General features: G+C 71.3%; 13 protein-coding genes. 8 read left to right on the top strand and 5 right to left on the bottom strand.

The window, feature by feature from the left end:
* Nucleotides 1–111 precede the first annotated feature (111 nt).
* The gene (locus DEJ19_RS14310) at nt 112–582 is read left to right on the top strand and encodes a BLUF domain-containing protein (RefSeq protein WP_051596847.1); all 471 of its coding nucleotides are present in this window, start codon (nt 112–114) and stop codon (nt 580–582) included.
* A 108-nt stretch (nt 583–690) separates the two neighbouring features.
* Complete coding sequence (locus tag DEJ19_RS14305) at nt 691–1,299, top strand: ScbR family autoregulator-binding transcription factor (RefSeq protein WP_146250700.1); 609 nt, start codon at nt 691–693, stop codon at nt 1,297–1,299.
* Between the two features lie 24 nt (nt 1,300–1,323).
* Here the strand turns inward: DEJ19_RS14305 and DEJ19_RS14300 are convergent, their stop codons facing one another.
* The 3 genes from DEJ19_RS14300 to DEJ19_RS14290 all read right to left on the bottom strand — a co-directional run bounded on the left by DEJ19_RS14300 (nt 1,324) and on the right by DEJ19_RS14290 (nt 4,211).
* Nucleotides 1,324–1,752 carry a BLUF domain-containing protein gene (locus tag DEJ19_RS14300; RefSeq protein ID WP_111233833.1) on the bottom strand — a complete coding sequence of 143 codons (429 nt, stop codon included), beginning with the start codon at nt 1,750–1,752 and terminating at the stop codon, nt 1,324–1,326.
* 76 nt (nt 1,753–1,828) lie between these two features.
* Nucleotides 1,829–2,983, bottom strand: a complete 1,155-nt coding sequence (locus tag DEJ19_RS14295; protein WP_111233834.1) for an AI-2E family transporter — start codon at nt 2,981–2,983, stop codon at nt 1,829–1,831.
* 10 nt (nt 2,984–2,993) lie between these two features.
* Nucleotides 2,994–4,211, bottom strand: coding sequence for an MFS transporter (locus DEJ19_RS14290; protein ID WP_111233835.1), 1,218 nt, complete (start codon nt 4,209–4,211; stop codon nt 2,994–2,996).
* A 68-nt stretch (nt 4,212–4,279) separates the two neighbouring features.
* Between DEJ19_RS14290 and DEJ19_RS14285 the strand changes: the two genes are divergently transcribed.
* The 3 genes from DEJ19_RS14285 to DEJ19_RS14275 are packed head-to-tail and all read left to right on the top strand — an operon-like array spanning nt 4,280 to nt 6,396.
* Nucleotides 4,280–5,080, top strand: a complete 801-nt coding sequence (locus tag DEJ19_RS14285; protein ID WP_111233836.1) for an MSMEG_4193 family putative phosphomutase — start codon at nt 4,280–4,282, stop codon at nt 5,078–5,080.
* A gap of 33 nt (nt 5,081–5,113) precedes the next feature.
* Entirely contained in the window at nt 5,114–5,641 is a 528-nt protein-coding gene (locus DEJ19_RS14280; protein WP_071406497.1) for a DUF3090 domain-containing protein, read from the top strand.
* Nucleotides 5,638–6,396 (top strand): SCO1664 family protein, encoded by a 759-nt coding sequence (locus tag DEJ19_RS14275; protein WP_111087262.1) that lies wholly within the window; start codon nt 5,638–5,640, stop codon nt 6,394–6,396. The genes DEJ19_RS14280 and DEJ19_RS14275 overlap by 4 nt, the downstream gene beginning before the upstream one ends.
* Nucleotides 6,397–6,466: 70 nt before the next feature.
* Here the strand turns inward: DEJ19_RS14275 and DEJ19_RS14270 are convergent, their stop codons facing one another.
* A complete protein-coding gene (locus DEJ19_RS14270; protein ID WP_111233837.1) occupies nt 6,467–8,485 on the bottom strand; it encodes a vWA domain-containing protein in 2,019 nt (672 codons plus the stop codon).
* Nucleotides 8,478–9,863 (bottom strand): MoxR family ATPase, encoded by a 1,386-nt coding sequence (locus tag DEJ19_RS14265; RefSeq protein WP_027466108.1) that lies wholly within the window; start codon nt 9,861–9,863, stop codon nt 8,478–8,480. Before DEJ19_RS14265 ends, DEJ19_RS14270 begins: the two co-directional genes overlap by 8 nt.
* Nucleotides 9,864–10,068: 205 nt before the next feature.
* Between DEJ19_RS14265 and DEJ19_RS14260 the strand changes: the two genes are divergently transcribed.
* The 3 genes from DEJ19_RS14260 to DEJ19_RS14250 all read left to right on the top strand — a co-directional run bounded on the left by DEJ19_RS14260 (nt 10,069) and on the right by DEJ19_RS14250 (nt 13,877).
* Nucleotides 10,069–11,523, top strand: a complete 1,455-nt coding sequence (locus DEJ19_RS14260; protein WP_371836744.1) for an MFS transporter — start codon at nt 10,069–10,071, stop codon at nt 11,521–11,523.
* A 169-nt stretch (nt 11,524–11,692) separates the two neighbouring features.
* The gene (locus DEJ19_RS14255) at nt 11,693–12,373 is read left to right on the top strand and encodes a GntR family transcriptional regulator (RefSeq protein ID WP_110865503.1); all 681 of its coding nucleotides are present in this window, start codon (nt 11,693–11,695) and stop codon (nt 12,371–12,373) included.
* A gap of 172 nt (nt 12,374–12,545) precedes the next feature.
* Nucleotides 12,546–13,877: an LCP family protein gene (locus DEJ19_RS14250; RefSeq protein ID WP_111233838.1), complete on the top strand. Its 1,332-nt coding sequence runs from the start codon at nt 12,546–12,548 to the stop codon at nt 13,875–13,877.
* The last annotated feature ends 125 nt before the right edge of the window (nt 13,878–14,002 follow it).

The raw sequence follows: 14,002 nt of genomic DNA, 5'->3' as shown, positions 1-14,002 counted from the left end.
CCCGAAACCCGAAACCCGACACCCCGCCCGTCGTCCGCATGCCGCACCGTCCGGTGCGGTGTGCGGACGACGCGTTGACCGTGCCGCCGACCACGACCCAGACTGCAGGGGATGACCTCCCTCACCTCCCTCGTCTACATGTCCGTCGCCGTCGACGACCTGACCGACGACCAGCTGGTCGCCATGCTGCGTGAGGCGCGGCTCCGCAACCACGCGCTCGGCGTCTCCGGGCTCCTGCTCGCCAAGGGCGGCCGTTTCATGCAGGTGCTCGAGGGTCCGGTCTGGAGCGTCGAGGACCGCTTCGCCGCGATCGAGCGCGACCCGCGGCACACCGGCGTGAAGTCGTTGTCGCGTGAGTCCATCAGCACGCGTCGGTTCGACGGCTGGGCGATGGCGTTCGGCAGCCCGACCGGGGACGAACTCCGTGACGAGCCCGGGTTCAGTACCTTCCTCAGCGACCGCACCGGCCTGCCGACCGGGGTGGCGGGCACGCCCGCCGACTGGCTGCTCCGCTGGTTCCGTGGGCGCGACCTGCAGGACCTGCCCGAGGAGCGCATCACGCTCGGCCGGCACGCGGCCTGAGACGCGCCGCCCCTCGGACTGCCGGCACGCGGCCTGAGCCGCACCACCCCTCGGACTGGAGGGACGGTGCGGGCCCGCCCCGTCCCTCCAGACTGTGAGACTGGTCCCGTGGAACGACGTGAGCAGATCCTGGTGGCCGCGGCGGAGGAGTTCGACCGCGTCGGCTTCGCCGGCGCGACGATCGCGGGCATCGCCCGCGCGGCGGGCGTCTCGCAGGGCACCCTGCACTTCCACTTCCCGACGAAGCTCGCCCTGGCGCTCGGCGTCATCGGCGAGCAGAACGCCCGCACCTTCGACGTCGTCAGCCACACCGACAGCTCGCCGGTCGCCGCGCTGATCGGTGCGTCGCACGGCATCGCCGACCTGCTCCGGACCGACCCGATCGTGCGGGCCGGGATCCGGCTGTCGCTGGAGCGCGGCGAGTTCCAGACCGCGACGCTGAGCTTCTACGAGCAGTGGATCGGCGGGATCGTCGACGTGTTCCGGTTGGCGGTCGCGAGCGGGGAACTCCGGACGGACCTGACCGCGGAGCAGCTCGGATCGACGGTGGTGCCCTACTTCACCGGCGTGCAGCTCGTGTCCGACGTCCGGACGCGGCGCACCGACCTGATGCCGGCCGTGGCGACGATGTGGCGCGTGGTGATCGCGGCGACGGCGGACCCGAAGCACCGCGACCGGCTGCTCGCCGTCGTCGAGGACGCGTTCGGCGAAGGCTGATCCGTGACGGCGTGCGGGGTCGGATCAGAGGTCGTGCAGCTCGCGGTCGCGGAACCACTTCAGCAGCCAGGCCGCACCGGTCCGGTCGAACGAGCGCGGGAAGTCCATCGTGCCGGAGAGGAAGGGACTGAAGCCCTCCTCGGACCGGATGTCCGAGTCGTCGAGCGCGCGGTAGGCCATCGACCAGCCGTCGAACCGTCGGCGCTCGATGTCCTCGCGCACGAGGGACTTCACCTCACCGTGCCGTCGGTCCTTCGCGATGACGTCGTACCGGTCCTGCACGCTCCACGCGGGCCCCTCGAGCAGCTGCATGAACCGGCCGCCCTTGGCGAGCAGGAGCCCGGAGACCCCGAGCGCTTCGTTGCGCAGCCGGGACTCCGCGAGCAGCACCGCCATGGCCTGGTCGTCGAAGGGGACGACGGCACGGCTCATGTAGACGATGGAGACGAGCACTCCTCCATCCTGCTGGGTGGAAGGCCGCTGCGCGAAGCGGATGTCCGCAACGCGCCTCACGGATCGGCGCTCCGGATCAGCCCTGCGGCAGCTCGTGCGCGGTGACGTCCTCGTTGCGCTTCTTCCGCCACGGTCGTGCCGGGGTGTTCGGGCCGTCCCAGACCAGGATCGCGCCCCAGGCGGCGGCGATCAGCGGCACCGAGATGATCGCGCCGGTGATGCCGGCGAGGACGGTGCCGGCGGTCAGCCCGATCAGGATGACGAGGCCGTGCAGCTTGAGGGTGCGACCCATCAGGACCGGCTGCAGGAAGTTGCCCTCGAGCTGGTTCACGACGATCACGATGCCGATCACGATGAGCGCCTTGACCGGGCCGAGGGCCACGAGCGCGACCAGGGCGGCGAGGATGCCGGCGGCGGTGGCACCGACGATCGGGATGAACGCCGTGATGAAGACGACGACGGCCAGCGGCAGGGCGAGTGGGACGCCCAGGATCGCGATGCTGACACCGATGCCGATCGCGTCCACAGCAGCGACGGTGGCCGTCCCGCGGACGTACCCGCCGAGGGTCGAGACGACCCGGTCGCCGACGCGACGTGCTCGGGCGTAGCGCTCACCGGTGAAGGGGCGGAGCAGGAACTCCCAGATGCTCGGGCCGTCCTTCAGGAAGAAGAACAGCACGACGATCATCAGCACGAGCCCGGTCAGGAAGTTCGCGGTGGCCGAGGCTCCGGCGAGGGCACCGGAGCCGAACTGCGCGCTCGTGACGAAGTCGGAGGCCCCGGCGACGGCGTCGTCGATCTGCTTGTCGGAGATCGAGAACGGCAGGGTCTTCGCGAAGGTCTGCAGCTGCTCGAATCCGTCGACTGCCGACTTCTGCAGCTGTGCCCACTGGTTCTCGACCGCGACGACGATGAGCCAGCCGATCAGCCCCAGGATCGCGAGGACGCCGATGAGCACCGCGAGGGTGGCCAGCACCGACGGCACCCGGTGCTTGCGGAGCCACGACACCACGGGGTGCATGGCCGACGCGATGATGAGCGCGAGGAGCACCGGGATCGTGACGACGCTCAGGATGTTGCTCGCCCAGACGATGCCGGCGACGACCACCACGACGATGATGAGCTGCAGGCACCGGGTCGCGAGGTGTCCGGCGGAGTCGGACCACGCGGCCTGGACCCTGGACGGCGGGGCTGGGGTGGTCGGGCGCGGGGCGTCGCGGAAGAACGGCATGCCCGAGACGCTACCGACCGGACGGCCGACGCGCCGGTTCCGCCGGCTCGATCGTCCGCCCGGTGTCCTGTCCCCGCGTCGCCGGGGCGACCAGGAACGCCGCGACCAGCAGGACGAGGGGCACGAGCATCGCCGTCTGCAGGCCGAGGTGCTCCCCGACGAAGCCGAGCAGCGGCGGCCCCACCAGGAACGCGATGTACCCGGCGGTGGCCACCACCGACACCCGGCGGTCGCCGTCGGTGGGGTGGTCGCCGGCGGCGGAGATCGACAGCGGGAACCCGAGCGCGATGCCCAGACCCCAGACGCCGGCGGCCGCCGCGGTGACGACCGGACTCGGTGACAGCACGACGAGCAGGACCCCCACCGCACCGACCGCGGCACAGACCCGGACGACCGGGGCGCGTCCGAACCGGGCGACGAGCGGGGTGCCGGCCGCACGACCGATGAGCATGGCGAGGGCGAACCCGGTGAACACGAGGGACCCGACGGACTCGGGGGCGTCGTGGTCGGTGGTCATCAGCAGCGGGAGCCAGTCGCTCGCGGCACCCTCGGCGAAGGCCATCGCCAGCGTGATCACGGCGATCATGGCGAGCTGCACGGTGAGGACGGAGCGGCGGGCTCCCTTGCGGGTGCCGGGGGCATCGGCGGACGCATCGGTCGGTGTCTCACGGGGCACCGGCCGCAGGTTCAGCGCCGCGAACACCGCCAGCGCGGCCATCACCGCGGCGCCGACGAGCAGGTGCACCCGGACCGGGGTCCCCGCCGCCGTCATGGCGATGCCGACGACCCCACCGACCACGCTGCCGAGGCTGAAGCACGCGTGCAGCACCGGCACGACCGGTCGCCCGATCTGCCGTTCGACCGCGGCGGCCTCGACGTTCAGCCCGATCTCGGCGACGCCCGCCCCGAAGCCGATCAGGAACAGCCCGGCCCAGACCCCGGCGGTCACCTGCGCCGGGGCGAGCAGCGCGACGAGCACCATGCCGACGACGGGCAGCGCGCCCCCGAGCAGGATGAGCGGGCGGTTGCCGACCCGTCGCACCAGCGCCCCGGCGCCGAGGATCCCGATCATCGACCCGATCGACAGCCCGAGCAGGACGAGGCCCATCGCCTCGATCGAGGCTCCGAGCTCGTCGCGGATCGCGGGCGTCCGGGTGATCCACGTCGCGATCCCGAACCCGGTCACCGTCGACGTGGCGAAGAGTGCGAGTCGATGCCGCCCGGCCATGCCCCCATCTGATCGGTCCCCGGGCGGCCCGTCAAGGGCGACCGCGTCCCGCGCTTAGGATCGGGCGCATGGCGACCGTCCTCCTCGTCCGTCACGGACGCACCACCGCGAACGCCACCGGCGTCCTGGCCGGACGCACCGCCGGCGTGCGACTCGACGCCGTCGGCCGCACCCAGGCCGAGCGGACCGCGGAGCGCATCGCCGCGGTGCCCGTCGTCGCCGTGGTGTCGAGTCCGCTCGAGCGCTGCCGGCAGACCGCCCGCGCGATCCTGGACCGGCAGACGGACCGGCAGACGGACCGGCAGACCGACCGGCAGACCGGTGCACCCGCCTCGCTGATCGAGCGGGCCATCACCGAGGCTGACTACGGGCAGTGGCAGGGCCGGAAGCTCGCCGACCTGGCGAAGGAGCCCCTCTGGCGCACGGTGCAGGCGAACCCGAGCGCCGTCGTGTTCCCCGGCGGTGAGTCCATGCAGACGATGCAGTCCCGGGCCGTCGCGGCCGTCCGGCGCATCGACGCCGAGGTCGAGGCGGAGCACGGACCCGGCGCCGTCTGGGTCGCGGTGAGCCACGGCGACATCATCAAGAGCGTCCTCGCCGACGCGTTCGGCATGCACCTGGACCTGTTCCAGCGCATCGGCGTCGGCCCGGCCTCGGTGTCCGTCGTGCGCTACGGCGAGCACCGCCCCGAGGTCGTCGCGACGAACACCGAGTCCGGTGACCTGTCCTGGCTGCGCACCGCCTCGGCACCCAGCGGGGACGCCGCGGTCGGCGGCGGCGCGGGCAACCCGGCACCCGATGCGCACACCGGCACCGGGCGTCCGGCGCCCGACGCGCCCGACGCGCCCGCGGGTCCTGCCCGACCCTGAACGGGCGGAGCCGAGCGCTCCTACAATGCGGGTATGCCCACCATCGTCCACGGCTTCGACTGGCCGGACCGCCTCGTCGTCGGCACCATCGGCCGTCCGGGTGAGCGCGCCTTCTACATCCAGGCCCGCTCCGGCCGGCGCGTCACCAGCGTCGCGCTCGAGAAGGAGCAGACCGCCGTGCTCGCCGACAAGATCGACGAGCTCCTCGACGAGGTCGCGACCGTCGACGACAACCGCTTCAGCGTGCCGCCGTCGGTGCCCGTCGAACTCCGCGACCCGGAGCCGCTCGACCAGCCCGTCGAGGCCGAGTTCCGCGCCGGGGCCCTGAGCCTGGGCTTCGACCCGTCCACCGCGCAGGTCGTCATCGAGGCGTACCCGATCGACGACGAGGTCGAGATCGTGTCCGAGGAGAGCGAGGACGGCATCGAGATCGAGGCCGTCGTCGAGATCCCCGAGCCCGCCGAGCTGTTCCAGGTGAAGATCCCGGTCGGCACCGCCCGGGCCTTCGTCGAGCGCACGCGCGAGGTCGTCGCCGCCGGTCGTCCGCCCGGCGACGCATGAGCGACGGCTCGCTGTCCGTCCGGGCGCGCATCCGTGAGGCGTCCAACGCCACCTTCCTCGCCGAACTCGACGGTGCGACCGTCGTCTACAAGCCCGTCGAGGGCGAGCGCCCGCTGTGGGACTTCCCGGACGGCACGCTCGCCGGCCGCGAGATCGCCGCGCACCTGGTCTCCGAGGCGTTCGGCTGGGGTGTCGTCCCGCCCACGTGGATGGGTGACGGTCCGTTCGGGCCCGGCATGGTGCAGCGCTGGCAGGACGTCGACCCCGAGCAGGACGCCGTCGACCTGGTGGCACCGGAGCTCGCCGAGGCGGACGGTTCGCCCTGGCTGCCCGTGCTCGAGGCCATCGACGAACACGACCAGCCCGTGACGCTCGTGCACGAGGACTCCGAGGCCCTGCGCCGGATGGCCGTCTTCGACGTCGTCGTGAACAACGCCGACCGCAAGGGCGGGCACGTGCTCGCGATGCCCGACGGCCACCGCTTCGGCGTGGACCACGGGCTCACCTTCCACGTCGAGCACAAGCTCCGGACGGTCCTGTGGGGCTGGATCGGGGAGCCGCTCGGTCCCGACGAGCTCGAGGGCCTCGACCGGGTGTCCGACGCCCTGCGCGGCGGTCTCGGCGACGAGCTCGCCGAGCACCTGACGGACGAGGAGATCGACACGCTCCGGGCGCGCTGCGCGGCCCTGCGCGCCGTCGGGATCTTCCCGCCGCCGCCCGGTCACGGCCCCGCCGTGCCCTGGCCGCTGTTCTAGACGCACCCAAGGACGGACTGGAGGCCCGTGGCGGTGTCGCCACGGGCCTCCAGTCCGTCCCGTGTGGGCTTCAGAGCCCCCGGTCGTCGCGGAAGAGCGCGCCGCCGACCCCGCGACGCGAGCCGAGGTACGAGCCGACCACGGCGACCCCGAGGTCGTCGTTCTCCGGCGCCACGACGCTGCCGTCCACCCGCTTCGCCATCGCGTCGATGAACCGGGCGAGCCCCGGGTCCTCGCCGAGCCGGAAGAACGTCGTCTGGGCACCGAGGCGTCCGGCGTTCTCGAGCTCCCGCACGGTCAGCGCGATCGTCACCGGGTCGGGCGGGTAGTCGAACCAGACCTGCCCGTTCGGCTCGAGGTGCGACGTGGGCTCGCCGTCGGTGACGATGAGGAGCACCGGCTGGGCCGTGGGGTGCTTCCGGAAGTGCCGGTTGGCGAGCAGCAGGGCGTGGTGCAGGTTCGTGCCCTTGTCCCACATCGCGTCGAGCCCGACGAGCTGTTCGACGTCCATCACCTCGGCCTCGCGACCGAAGGCGATGAGCTGCAGGTCGTCGCCGCGGAACCGGGTCGACACCAGGGTGTGCAGCGCCAGGGCGGTGCGCTTCATCGGCACCCAGCGGTCCTCCATCGCCATCGAGAACGACGTGTCGACGAGCAGCGCGACGCAGGCCTGGGTGCGGGCCTCGGTCTCCTGCACCTCGACGTCCTCGATGCTCAGGCGCACGCCGGCTCCCTGCCGCCCGCTGGCCGCCGTCCGCACGACGGTGTTCGTGATGGTGCGGGGGATGTCCCACGGCTCGGTGTCGCCGAACGCCCACTGCCGTGACGCCCCCGAGGGCTCGCCCGCGGCGCCCGAGCGACGGAGGTCCCGTGCGCCCTGGCGACCGGACATCCGCTGGGCGACGTCCTTGAGCAGGCTCTTGCCGAGCTGCCGCATCGCCTTCGGGGTGAGCCGGAGCTGCCCGTCGGCTCCGCGGCGCATCGCCCCGGAGTTCCGGAGCGCCTGCTCGAGGCGCTGCAGGGTCTTCGCGTCGACCGCAGCCTCGTCGCCGAGCTGCCGGGACAGCGCGTCGAGGTCCAGGTCGTCGAGCTCCGAGCCCGGCCCGGACTGAGCGAGCTGGTCGGCGAGGGCGTCGAGGTCCGCGATGTCCTGGAACACCCCGGTGCCGTCGCCCAACCCGAGCCCCTGTTCGCCCTCCATGCGCTCGGATCCGCCCCAGTCCTCGCCGGGACGCAGTGCGCGCAGGGTGCTGTCGAGCTGGGACAGCTGCCCCATCAGGTCGGGGGAACCGAAGGCCTGCTGGGCGAGGGCATCGAGTTCGTCCCGCTGCTCCTGGGTCATCGAGTTGCGCATGCGCTGCGCCGCGGCCGCGCGGGCTGCCAGGTCGTCGAGCAGCTCGTCGACGTTCGCCGGGTCCGACGGGAAGTACTCGCCGTGCTGGTCCATGAAGTCGTCGAACTGCTGCTGGGTGTCCTCGCCGCGGGCGTGCGCCTCGAGCAGGGCGTTGAGGTCCTGCATCATCGCGCTGACCGCGGCCCGGTCCTGGTCGGTGGCACCCTCGAGCGCCTGCTTCATGCCGGCGAAGCGCTGATCGAGCACCTCGCGGCCGAGCAGGTCCTTGATCTCGTCGTACTTCTGGCGCGCGGCCGGGCTCGTCCAGTCGTAGTCGCCGAGCTCCTGCACGGCGGCAGCGGGGGAGGGCGACAGGCTGTCGAGCTGCAGTTCGGCCAGGGCACGGTCGCCGTCGTCGAGGTCGACGTTGCGGGCGAGCTCCCCGCGCTCGGCGAGCAGCGCCTGGTCGAGGAGCTCGCGCACCTGCTGCAGGGTGCCGTCGAGGTTGTTCTTGCTCGTCAGCTCGCGGCGGCGTTCGGCCACCCGTCGGGCCAGGTCGTCGAGACCGCGCTGCGTCCGGCCCCCGCGCCGCAGGAACTCCCGCATCGCGCGCTCGGGCGACGTGCCGCCCATCACGTCCTGCCCGATGGCGTCGAGCGCCTCGGCCAGGTCGACCGGGGCGGCGAGCGGGTCGGGGCCGTCGGTGTACCGGCCGTACCGGGTGTCGCGCGTCAGGCGCCGGTTCTGCCTAGCCATAGACGGCTTCGCCCCCGCCGGACTCCTTGCTGATGCGCCGGGCCAGGAACAGGCCCTCGAGGGCGAGCTCGATCGCGCCGGCGCGTTCGCCGTCGTTCGTGGCACCCATCCGGTCGCACACCTGGTCGTACAGGTCGGACTCACCGATCGACGGCAGGCCTTCGAGGAACGCCCGGGCGCTGACCTGCTCGCCCGTGGTCACCATCGTGCCGCCGTCGAGCGCGTCCACGAGCACCGCGAAGTCGAGACCCTTGAAGCGGGAGCGCACGGTCTCGGCGGTCGCGGTGCGGAGCAGGTGCTCGAGGACCTCGTCGGCACGGTCCTCTTCGCCGTTCTCGAACTCGATCTTGCCGCCGAGGACGTCCACCGCGGTCTCGAGGTCGATCGGCCGTGCGACCGCCTCGTCCTCGCCCTGGCGTGCTGCGCGGTGCACCGCGGCCGCGGACACCGTCTCGGCACCGGCGATCGCGAACCGGGCGCTCACACCGCTGCGCTGGTCGACGGCGCTCGAACCACGCAGTGCGCGGGTGAACCGGGCGAGGATCTCGATCAGGGCGTCCGGGACCTCGGCCGTCAGCTGGGCCTCCTGCCGGATGACGGCGATCTCGTCGTCGAGCTCGATCGGGTAGTGCGTGCGGATCTCGGCGCCGAAGCGGTCCTTCAGCGGCGTGATGATCCGGCCGCGGTTCGTGTAGTCCTCGGGGTTCGCGCTCGCCACGACGAGCACGTCGAGCGGCAGTCGCAGCACGTAGCCGCGGATCTGGACGTCGCGCTCCTCCATCACGTTGAGCATCGCGACCTGGATGCGTTCGGCCAGGTCGGGCAGCTCGTTGATCGCGACGATGCCACGGTGCCCACGGGGGACGAGCCCGAAGTGGATGGTCTCCGGGTCGCCCAGACTGCGGCCCTCGGCGACCTTCATCGGGTCGACGTCGCCGATCAGGTCGGCCACGCTCGTGTCCGGTGTCGCGAGCTTCTCGACGTAGCGGTCGTCGCGGTGCCGCCAGCTGATCGGCAGGGCGTCGCCGAGGTCGTCGGCACGCCGGATGCTCGCGGTGGTGATCGGTTCGTACGGGTGCTCGCCGAGCTCGGAGCCGGTGATGACCGGCGTCCACTCGTCGAGCAGGCCCTGCAGGGTGCGGAGCAGCCGGGTCTTGCCCTGGCCGCGCTCGCCGAGCAGGACGACGTCGTGGCCGGCGATCAGGGCGCGTTCGAGCTGGGGGATGACGGTGGTCTCGAAGCCGTGCAGGCCGGGCCACGGATCGGTGCCCTGGCGCAGGGCGGTGAGCAGGTTGTCGCGGATCTCGGCGCGGACCGTCTTCTGGACGTGACCAGAGGTGCGGAGCTCGCCGACCGTGCGGATGTCAGGTCGGGTCACGTTCTGGACGTTACGCCGTTGCGGACTGGAGGCGCGGTGGCAGCCCGCACCGCGCCTCCCGTCCGCTTGTGGGTTTCCATCGCACTTGCGATCATTGAGATCCCGGCGACGGAGCCGGATTCGAAGTAGGGGGATCCGGCTCCGCCCCCGGTTGCTCGTTCCGCATCTGAACCACATCGGCGATCTCGGCGTACGGTCCCATTTCGTGAGCAGCGCGAACGCAACCATCAAGAGCCTGGTGCCCGCCAGGATGGACCGCTTGCCGTGGACCCGGTTCCACTGGAGCGTCGTCGTCGGACTCGGCGTGTCCTGGATCCTCGACGGTCTCGAGATCCAGATCGTGTCGAACGCGGGTTTCCAGGCGGACCTGAACCTGTCCACGCAGCAGGTGACGTCCCTCGGCACGATCTACCTGGTCGGCCAGGTCGTCGGTGCCCTGGTGTTCGGGCGCATGTCCGACCGGTTGGGGCGCCGCAAGCTGTTCATCCTGACGCTCGCGATCTACCTGGTCGGTTCGGGCATCGCGGGCCTCGCGCAGGACTTCTGGTTCCTGGCGGCCTTCCGGTTCGTCGCGGGTTTGGGGATCGGCGGTGAGTACGCGGCGATCAACTCGGCGATCGACGAGCTCATCCCGGCGAAGTACCGCGGGCACGTCGACATCGCCATCAACGGCACGTACTGGGGCGGTGCCGCACTCGGCGCGTTCGCGAACATCTACCTGCTCGACACGTCCTACTTCGCCGAGAACATCGGCTGGCGCATCGGCTTCTTCCTCGGCCCGGTGCTCGGCATCGCGATCATCTTCCTGCGACGGCACATCCCGGAGAGTCCGCGGTGGCTGATGACGCACGGGCGCGAGGAAGAGGCCGAGGCCACCGTCTCCCGCATCGAGGAGTCGGTGGAGAAGGCGACCGGCAAGCCCCTGCCGGAGGTCGACCAGTCGAAGGCGATGACGGTCACGCCGACCGACCGCGTCGGGTTCCTGGCCATCGCGCGTGTGCTCCTGAAGCAGTACCCGACCCGGACGCTCGTCGGCGCGACGATGATGATCACGCAGGCGTTCCTGTACAACGCGATCTTCTTCACCTACGCCCTGGTGCTCACGAACTTCTTCGGCCTGAAGACGGCGGAGACGGCGGTCTACTTCTTCCCGTTCGCGATCGGCAACCTGCTCGGCCCGATCATCCTGGGGCGCTTCTTCGACACCTGGGGTCGTCGGCAGATGATCTTCCTGACGTACCTGGTCTCCGGCCTCGTGCTCGCCACGTCGGCGTTCCTGTTCCGGGCCGACGCGATCTCGGCGACGGTGCAGGTCGCGTTCTGGTGCGTCTCGTTCTTCTTCGCCTCGGCCGGGGCGTCGAGCGCCTACCTGACCGTCAGCGAGATCTTCCCGCTCGAGCTGCGGTCGCAGGCGATCTCGTACTTCTTCGCCCTGGCGCAGATCTTCGGTGCGGTCGCGCCGGCGATCTACGGTGCCTTCATCGGTGACGGCTCGTCGCGGGAGCCGCTGTTCTGGGGGTACCTGCTCGGATCCGCGGTGATGATCGGCGGCGGCGTGGTGGCCTTGATATTCGGGGTCGACGCCGCGCGGAAGGGGCTGGAGGACGTCACCCAACCGCTCTCGGTGCTCACCGGGGACGCGAAGTCCGACCGGAGGTGAGCCCGGCGGCGGCGGTCTGACATTCTGTATTCAGAGTGTTTAGCGCCGCCGTCGCAGCGCTGTCAATGTGCGTGCATGGCACTCCTCCACAGCGCGACACCCGCGACCACGATCCACGGCAGCGACCGCCCTCGCCTCGGGGGTGCCGTCCGTGCGTGAGCCTGGGCTGATGGAGCACACCCCCATCCGAGCAGGCGTCGGCGGCCTCGATCCCCACGGCCTGCGCCGCAGCCTGCTGCGCGACGCGGTGTTCCTGCGACTGCTCGACAACGTCCTGCGGGGGGAGTACCGCCGCGGGCAGCGGCTGCGGCTCGACACCCTGGCATCGGACATGCGGGTGTCGCGCACACCGGTGCGCGAAGCCCTCGTGACCCTCGAGTCCCTGCAGCTGGCCAGCGTGCAGCGGTACGTCGGTGTCGTGATCTCGCAGTGGTCGGTCGACCAGATGATCGAGCGGATGCGGATCGCCCAGGCCCTGCTCGTCGATCCGCCGTCGAACTCCGTCGGGTACCACGACCGGTTCGACAAGGTGTGGCTGCGGGAGTGCTGGACCGAAGCCGGTGCCTTCGTCGAGCTCGGCGCCTGGTACCTGCGGCGCCGCGGGTCGTCGGTCAGCGGCGACTGGTTGCTGTCGCAGCGCATCGTGCTCGACATGTTCTTCACCGACGACGTCGCCCTGGCGAACGGGATCGATGCCGTGGTCGACCGGCGACGACGGGTCGAGATCGTCGAGCGGGCCGTGGCCGCTGCTGAGCGAGACGCCCTCGACGACTGTGCCGCGGCGCTCCTCGACCTGTCGTCCGCCCTGATCGCCCTGCCCGACCGCTTCCGGGTGGTCGTGTCGGCCTGAACCGACCTCGGCTGCGGATTCGCTCAGGTCCGCGCCGACCGCCGTGGATCCGCAGGTCGCGGCACTGAGCAGCGAGTGTCACCGGTGTCCCTCGCACTGGATCGTCAGGCAACGTCGTGGCAGCCTTGATCGGTTGCCGTCCCCGGCGTGTCCACCGACGACAGGAGTGCCCGTGAACGACGTCCGCGATCGATCCCACCGCTTGAACCGAGCGTCCGGGATCGCACGGCACGGACGTCTGCGGCGCTCGAGCCCCTTCGCGACCGCTGCCAAGACGGTCTCCGCCGTCGTCGCAGTGGCCCTGGTGAGTTCGGTCTCGGTCACGGCGATCGCGGCGAAGCAGGTCACGGACGACCTCGGTGACGGCGTCGAGATCCAGGGCCAGCCCGCACCGCAGGCGAAGGGCGGCGCGAAGCCGATCAGCGCCTTCAAGGGCGGGTTCAACATGCTCGTGGTCGGCACCGACAACGACCCCGAGCAGAGCGCAGCCTTCGGGGAGCGCGATGCGACCCTCAACGACGTCAACATCCTGCTGCACGTCTCGGCCGACCACACCAACGCGACCGCGGTGAGCATCCCGCGCGACCTCGTCACACCGATCCCGGCCTGCAAGAAGACCGACGGCACGGGCACAGCCCCGGCGATGGCGGCGCAGCCGATCAACACCTCGTTCGGCGAGGGCGGCCTGAACTGCGTCACCCAGACCGTCGCCGGGTTGACCGGGCTCGACATCCAGTACTCGGCGGCGGTGTCCTTCAAGGGCGTCATCGAGATGTCGAACGCGATCGGCGGCGTGCCGGTCTGCGTCGCCCAGCCGATCACCGACTCGTACACCGGGCTGAACCTGCCGGCCGGCACCTCGACCCTGCAGGGTGACGAGGCCCTGGCGTTCCTGCGCACCCGGCACGGGGTCGGCGACGGGTCGGACCTCGGCCGGATCTCGAGCCAGCAGGTGTTCCTGTCGTCGCTGCTCCGCACCGTGAAGTCGAACGACACCCTCGGTTCGCCGGCCCGCCTGTACAAGCTGGCCCGGGCGGCGGCGTCGAACATGCAGCTGTCCCAGAGCCTGAACGACATCGGGACGATGGTGCAGATGGGCCTGGCGCTGCGTGACCTGCCGCTGGCGCAGGTGAACTTCGTGCAGTACCCGGGCACCACGGGCGGCACCGGTGTCTACGAGGGCAAGGTCGAGCCGACGACGTACCTGGCCGACCGGCTGTTCGCGAAGATCAAGGCCGACCAGTCGTTCTCCCTCGGGGCGGACAGCACGGGCATCGGGTCCGAGACGAGTCCGACGCAGCCGAACCCGACGCAGCCGAATCCGCAGCAGCCGACCGCTGCACCGTCGTCGTCGGCCGCTGCGCCGGAGCCCGCGACGCCGGCGACACCGGCGGCGCCGTCGTCCGCTGCGCCGCGCACCCCCTCGGCGACGCCCGAGACCATCGACGGCCTCGAGGGCCAGTCCGCCGACCAGCAGACCTGCTCCAAGGCGTTCGGGTACTGAGGCGCGGGCGGACGGTCGCTTGCTTGCCGCCTCCCGCCCCTGCCCCCTTCCGCGAAAGCGACAGACTGCCGCCGAACATCCGCGGCACTCTGTCGCCCTGGCGCCAGTGACGGCCGAGCTCGGTG

The organism is Curtobacterium sp. MCSS17_016, assembly GCF_003234255.2.
GTDB lineage: Bacteria > Actinomycetota > Actinomycetes > Actinomycetales > Microbacteriaceae > Curtobacterium > Curtobacterium flaccumfaciens.
This window is presented reverse-complemented; position numbering and strand designations above follow the sequence as displayed.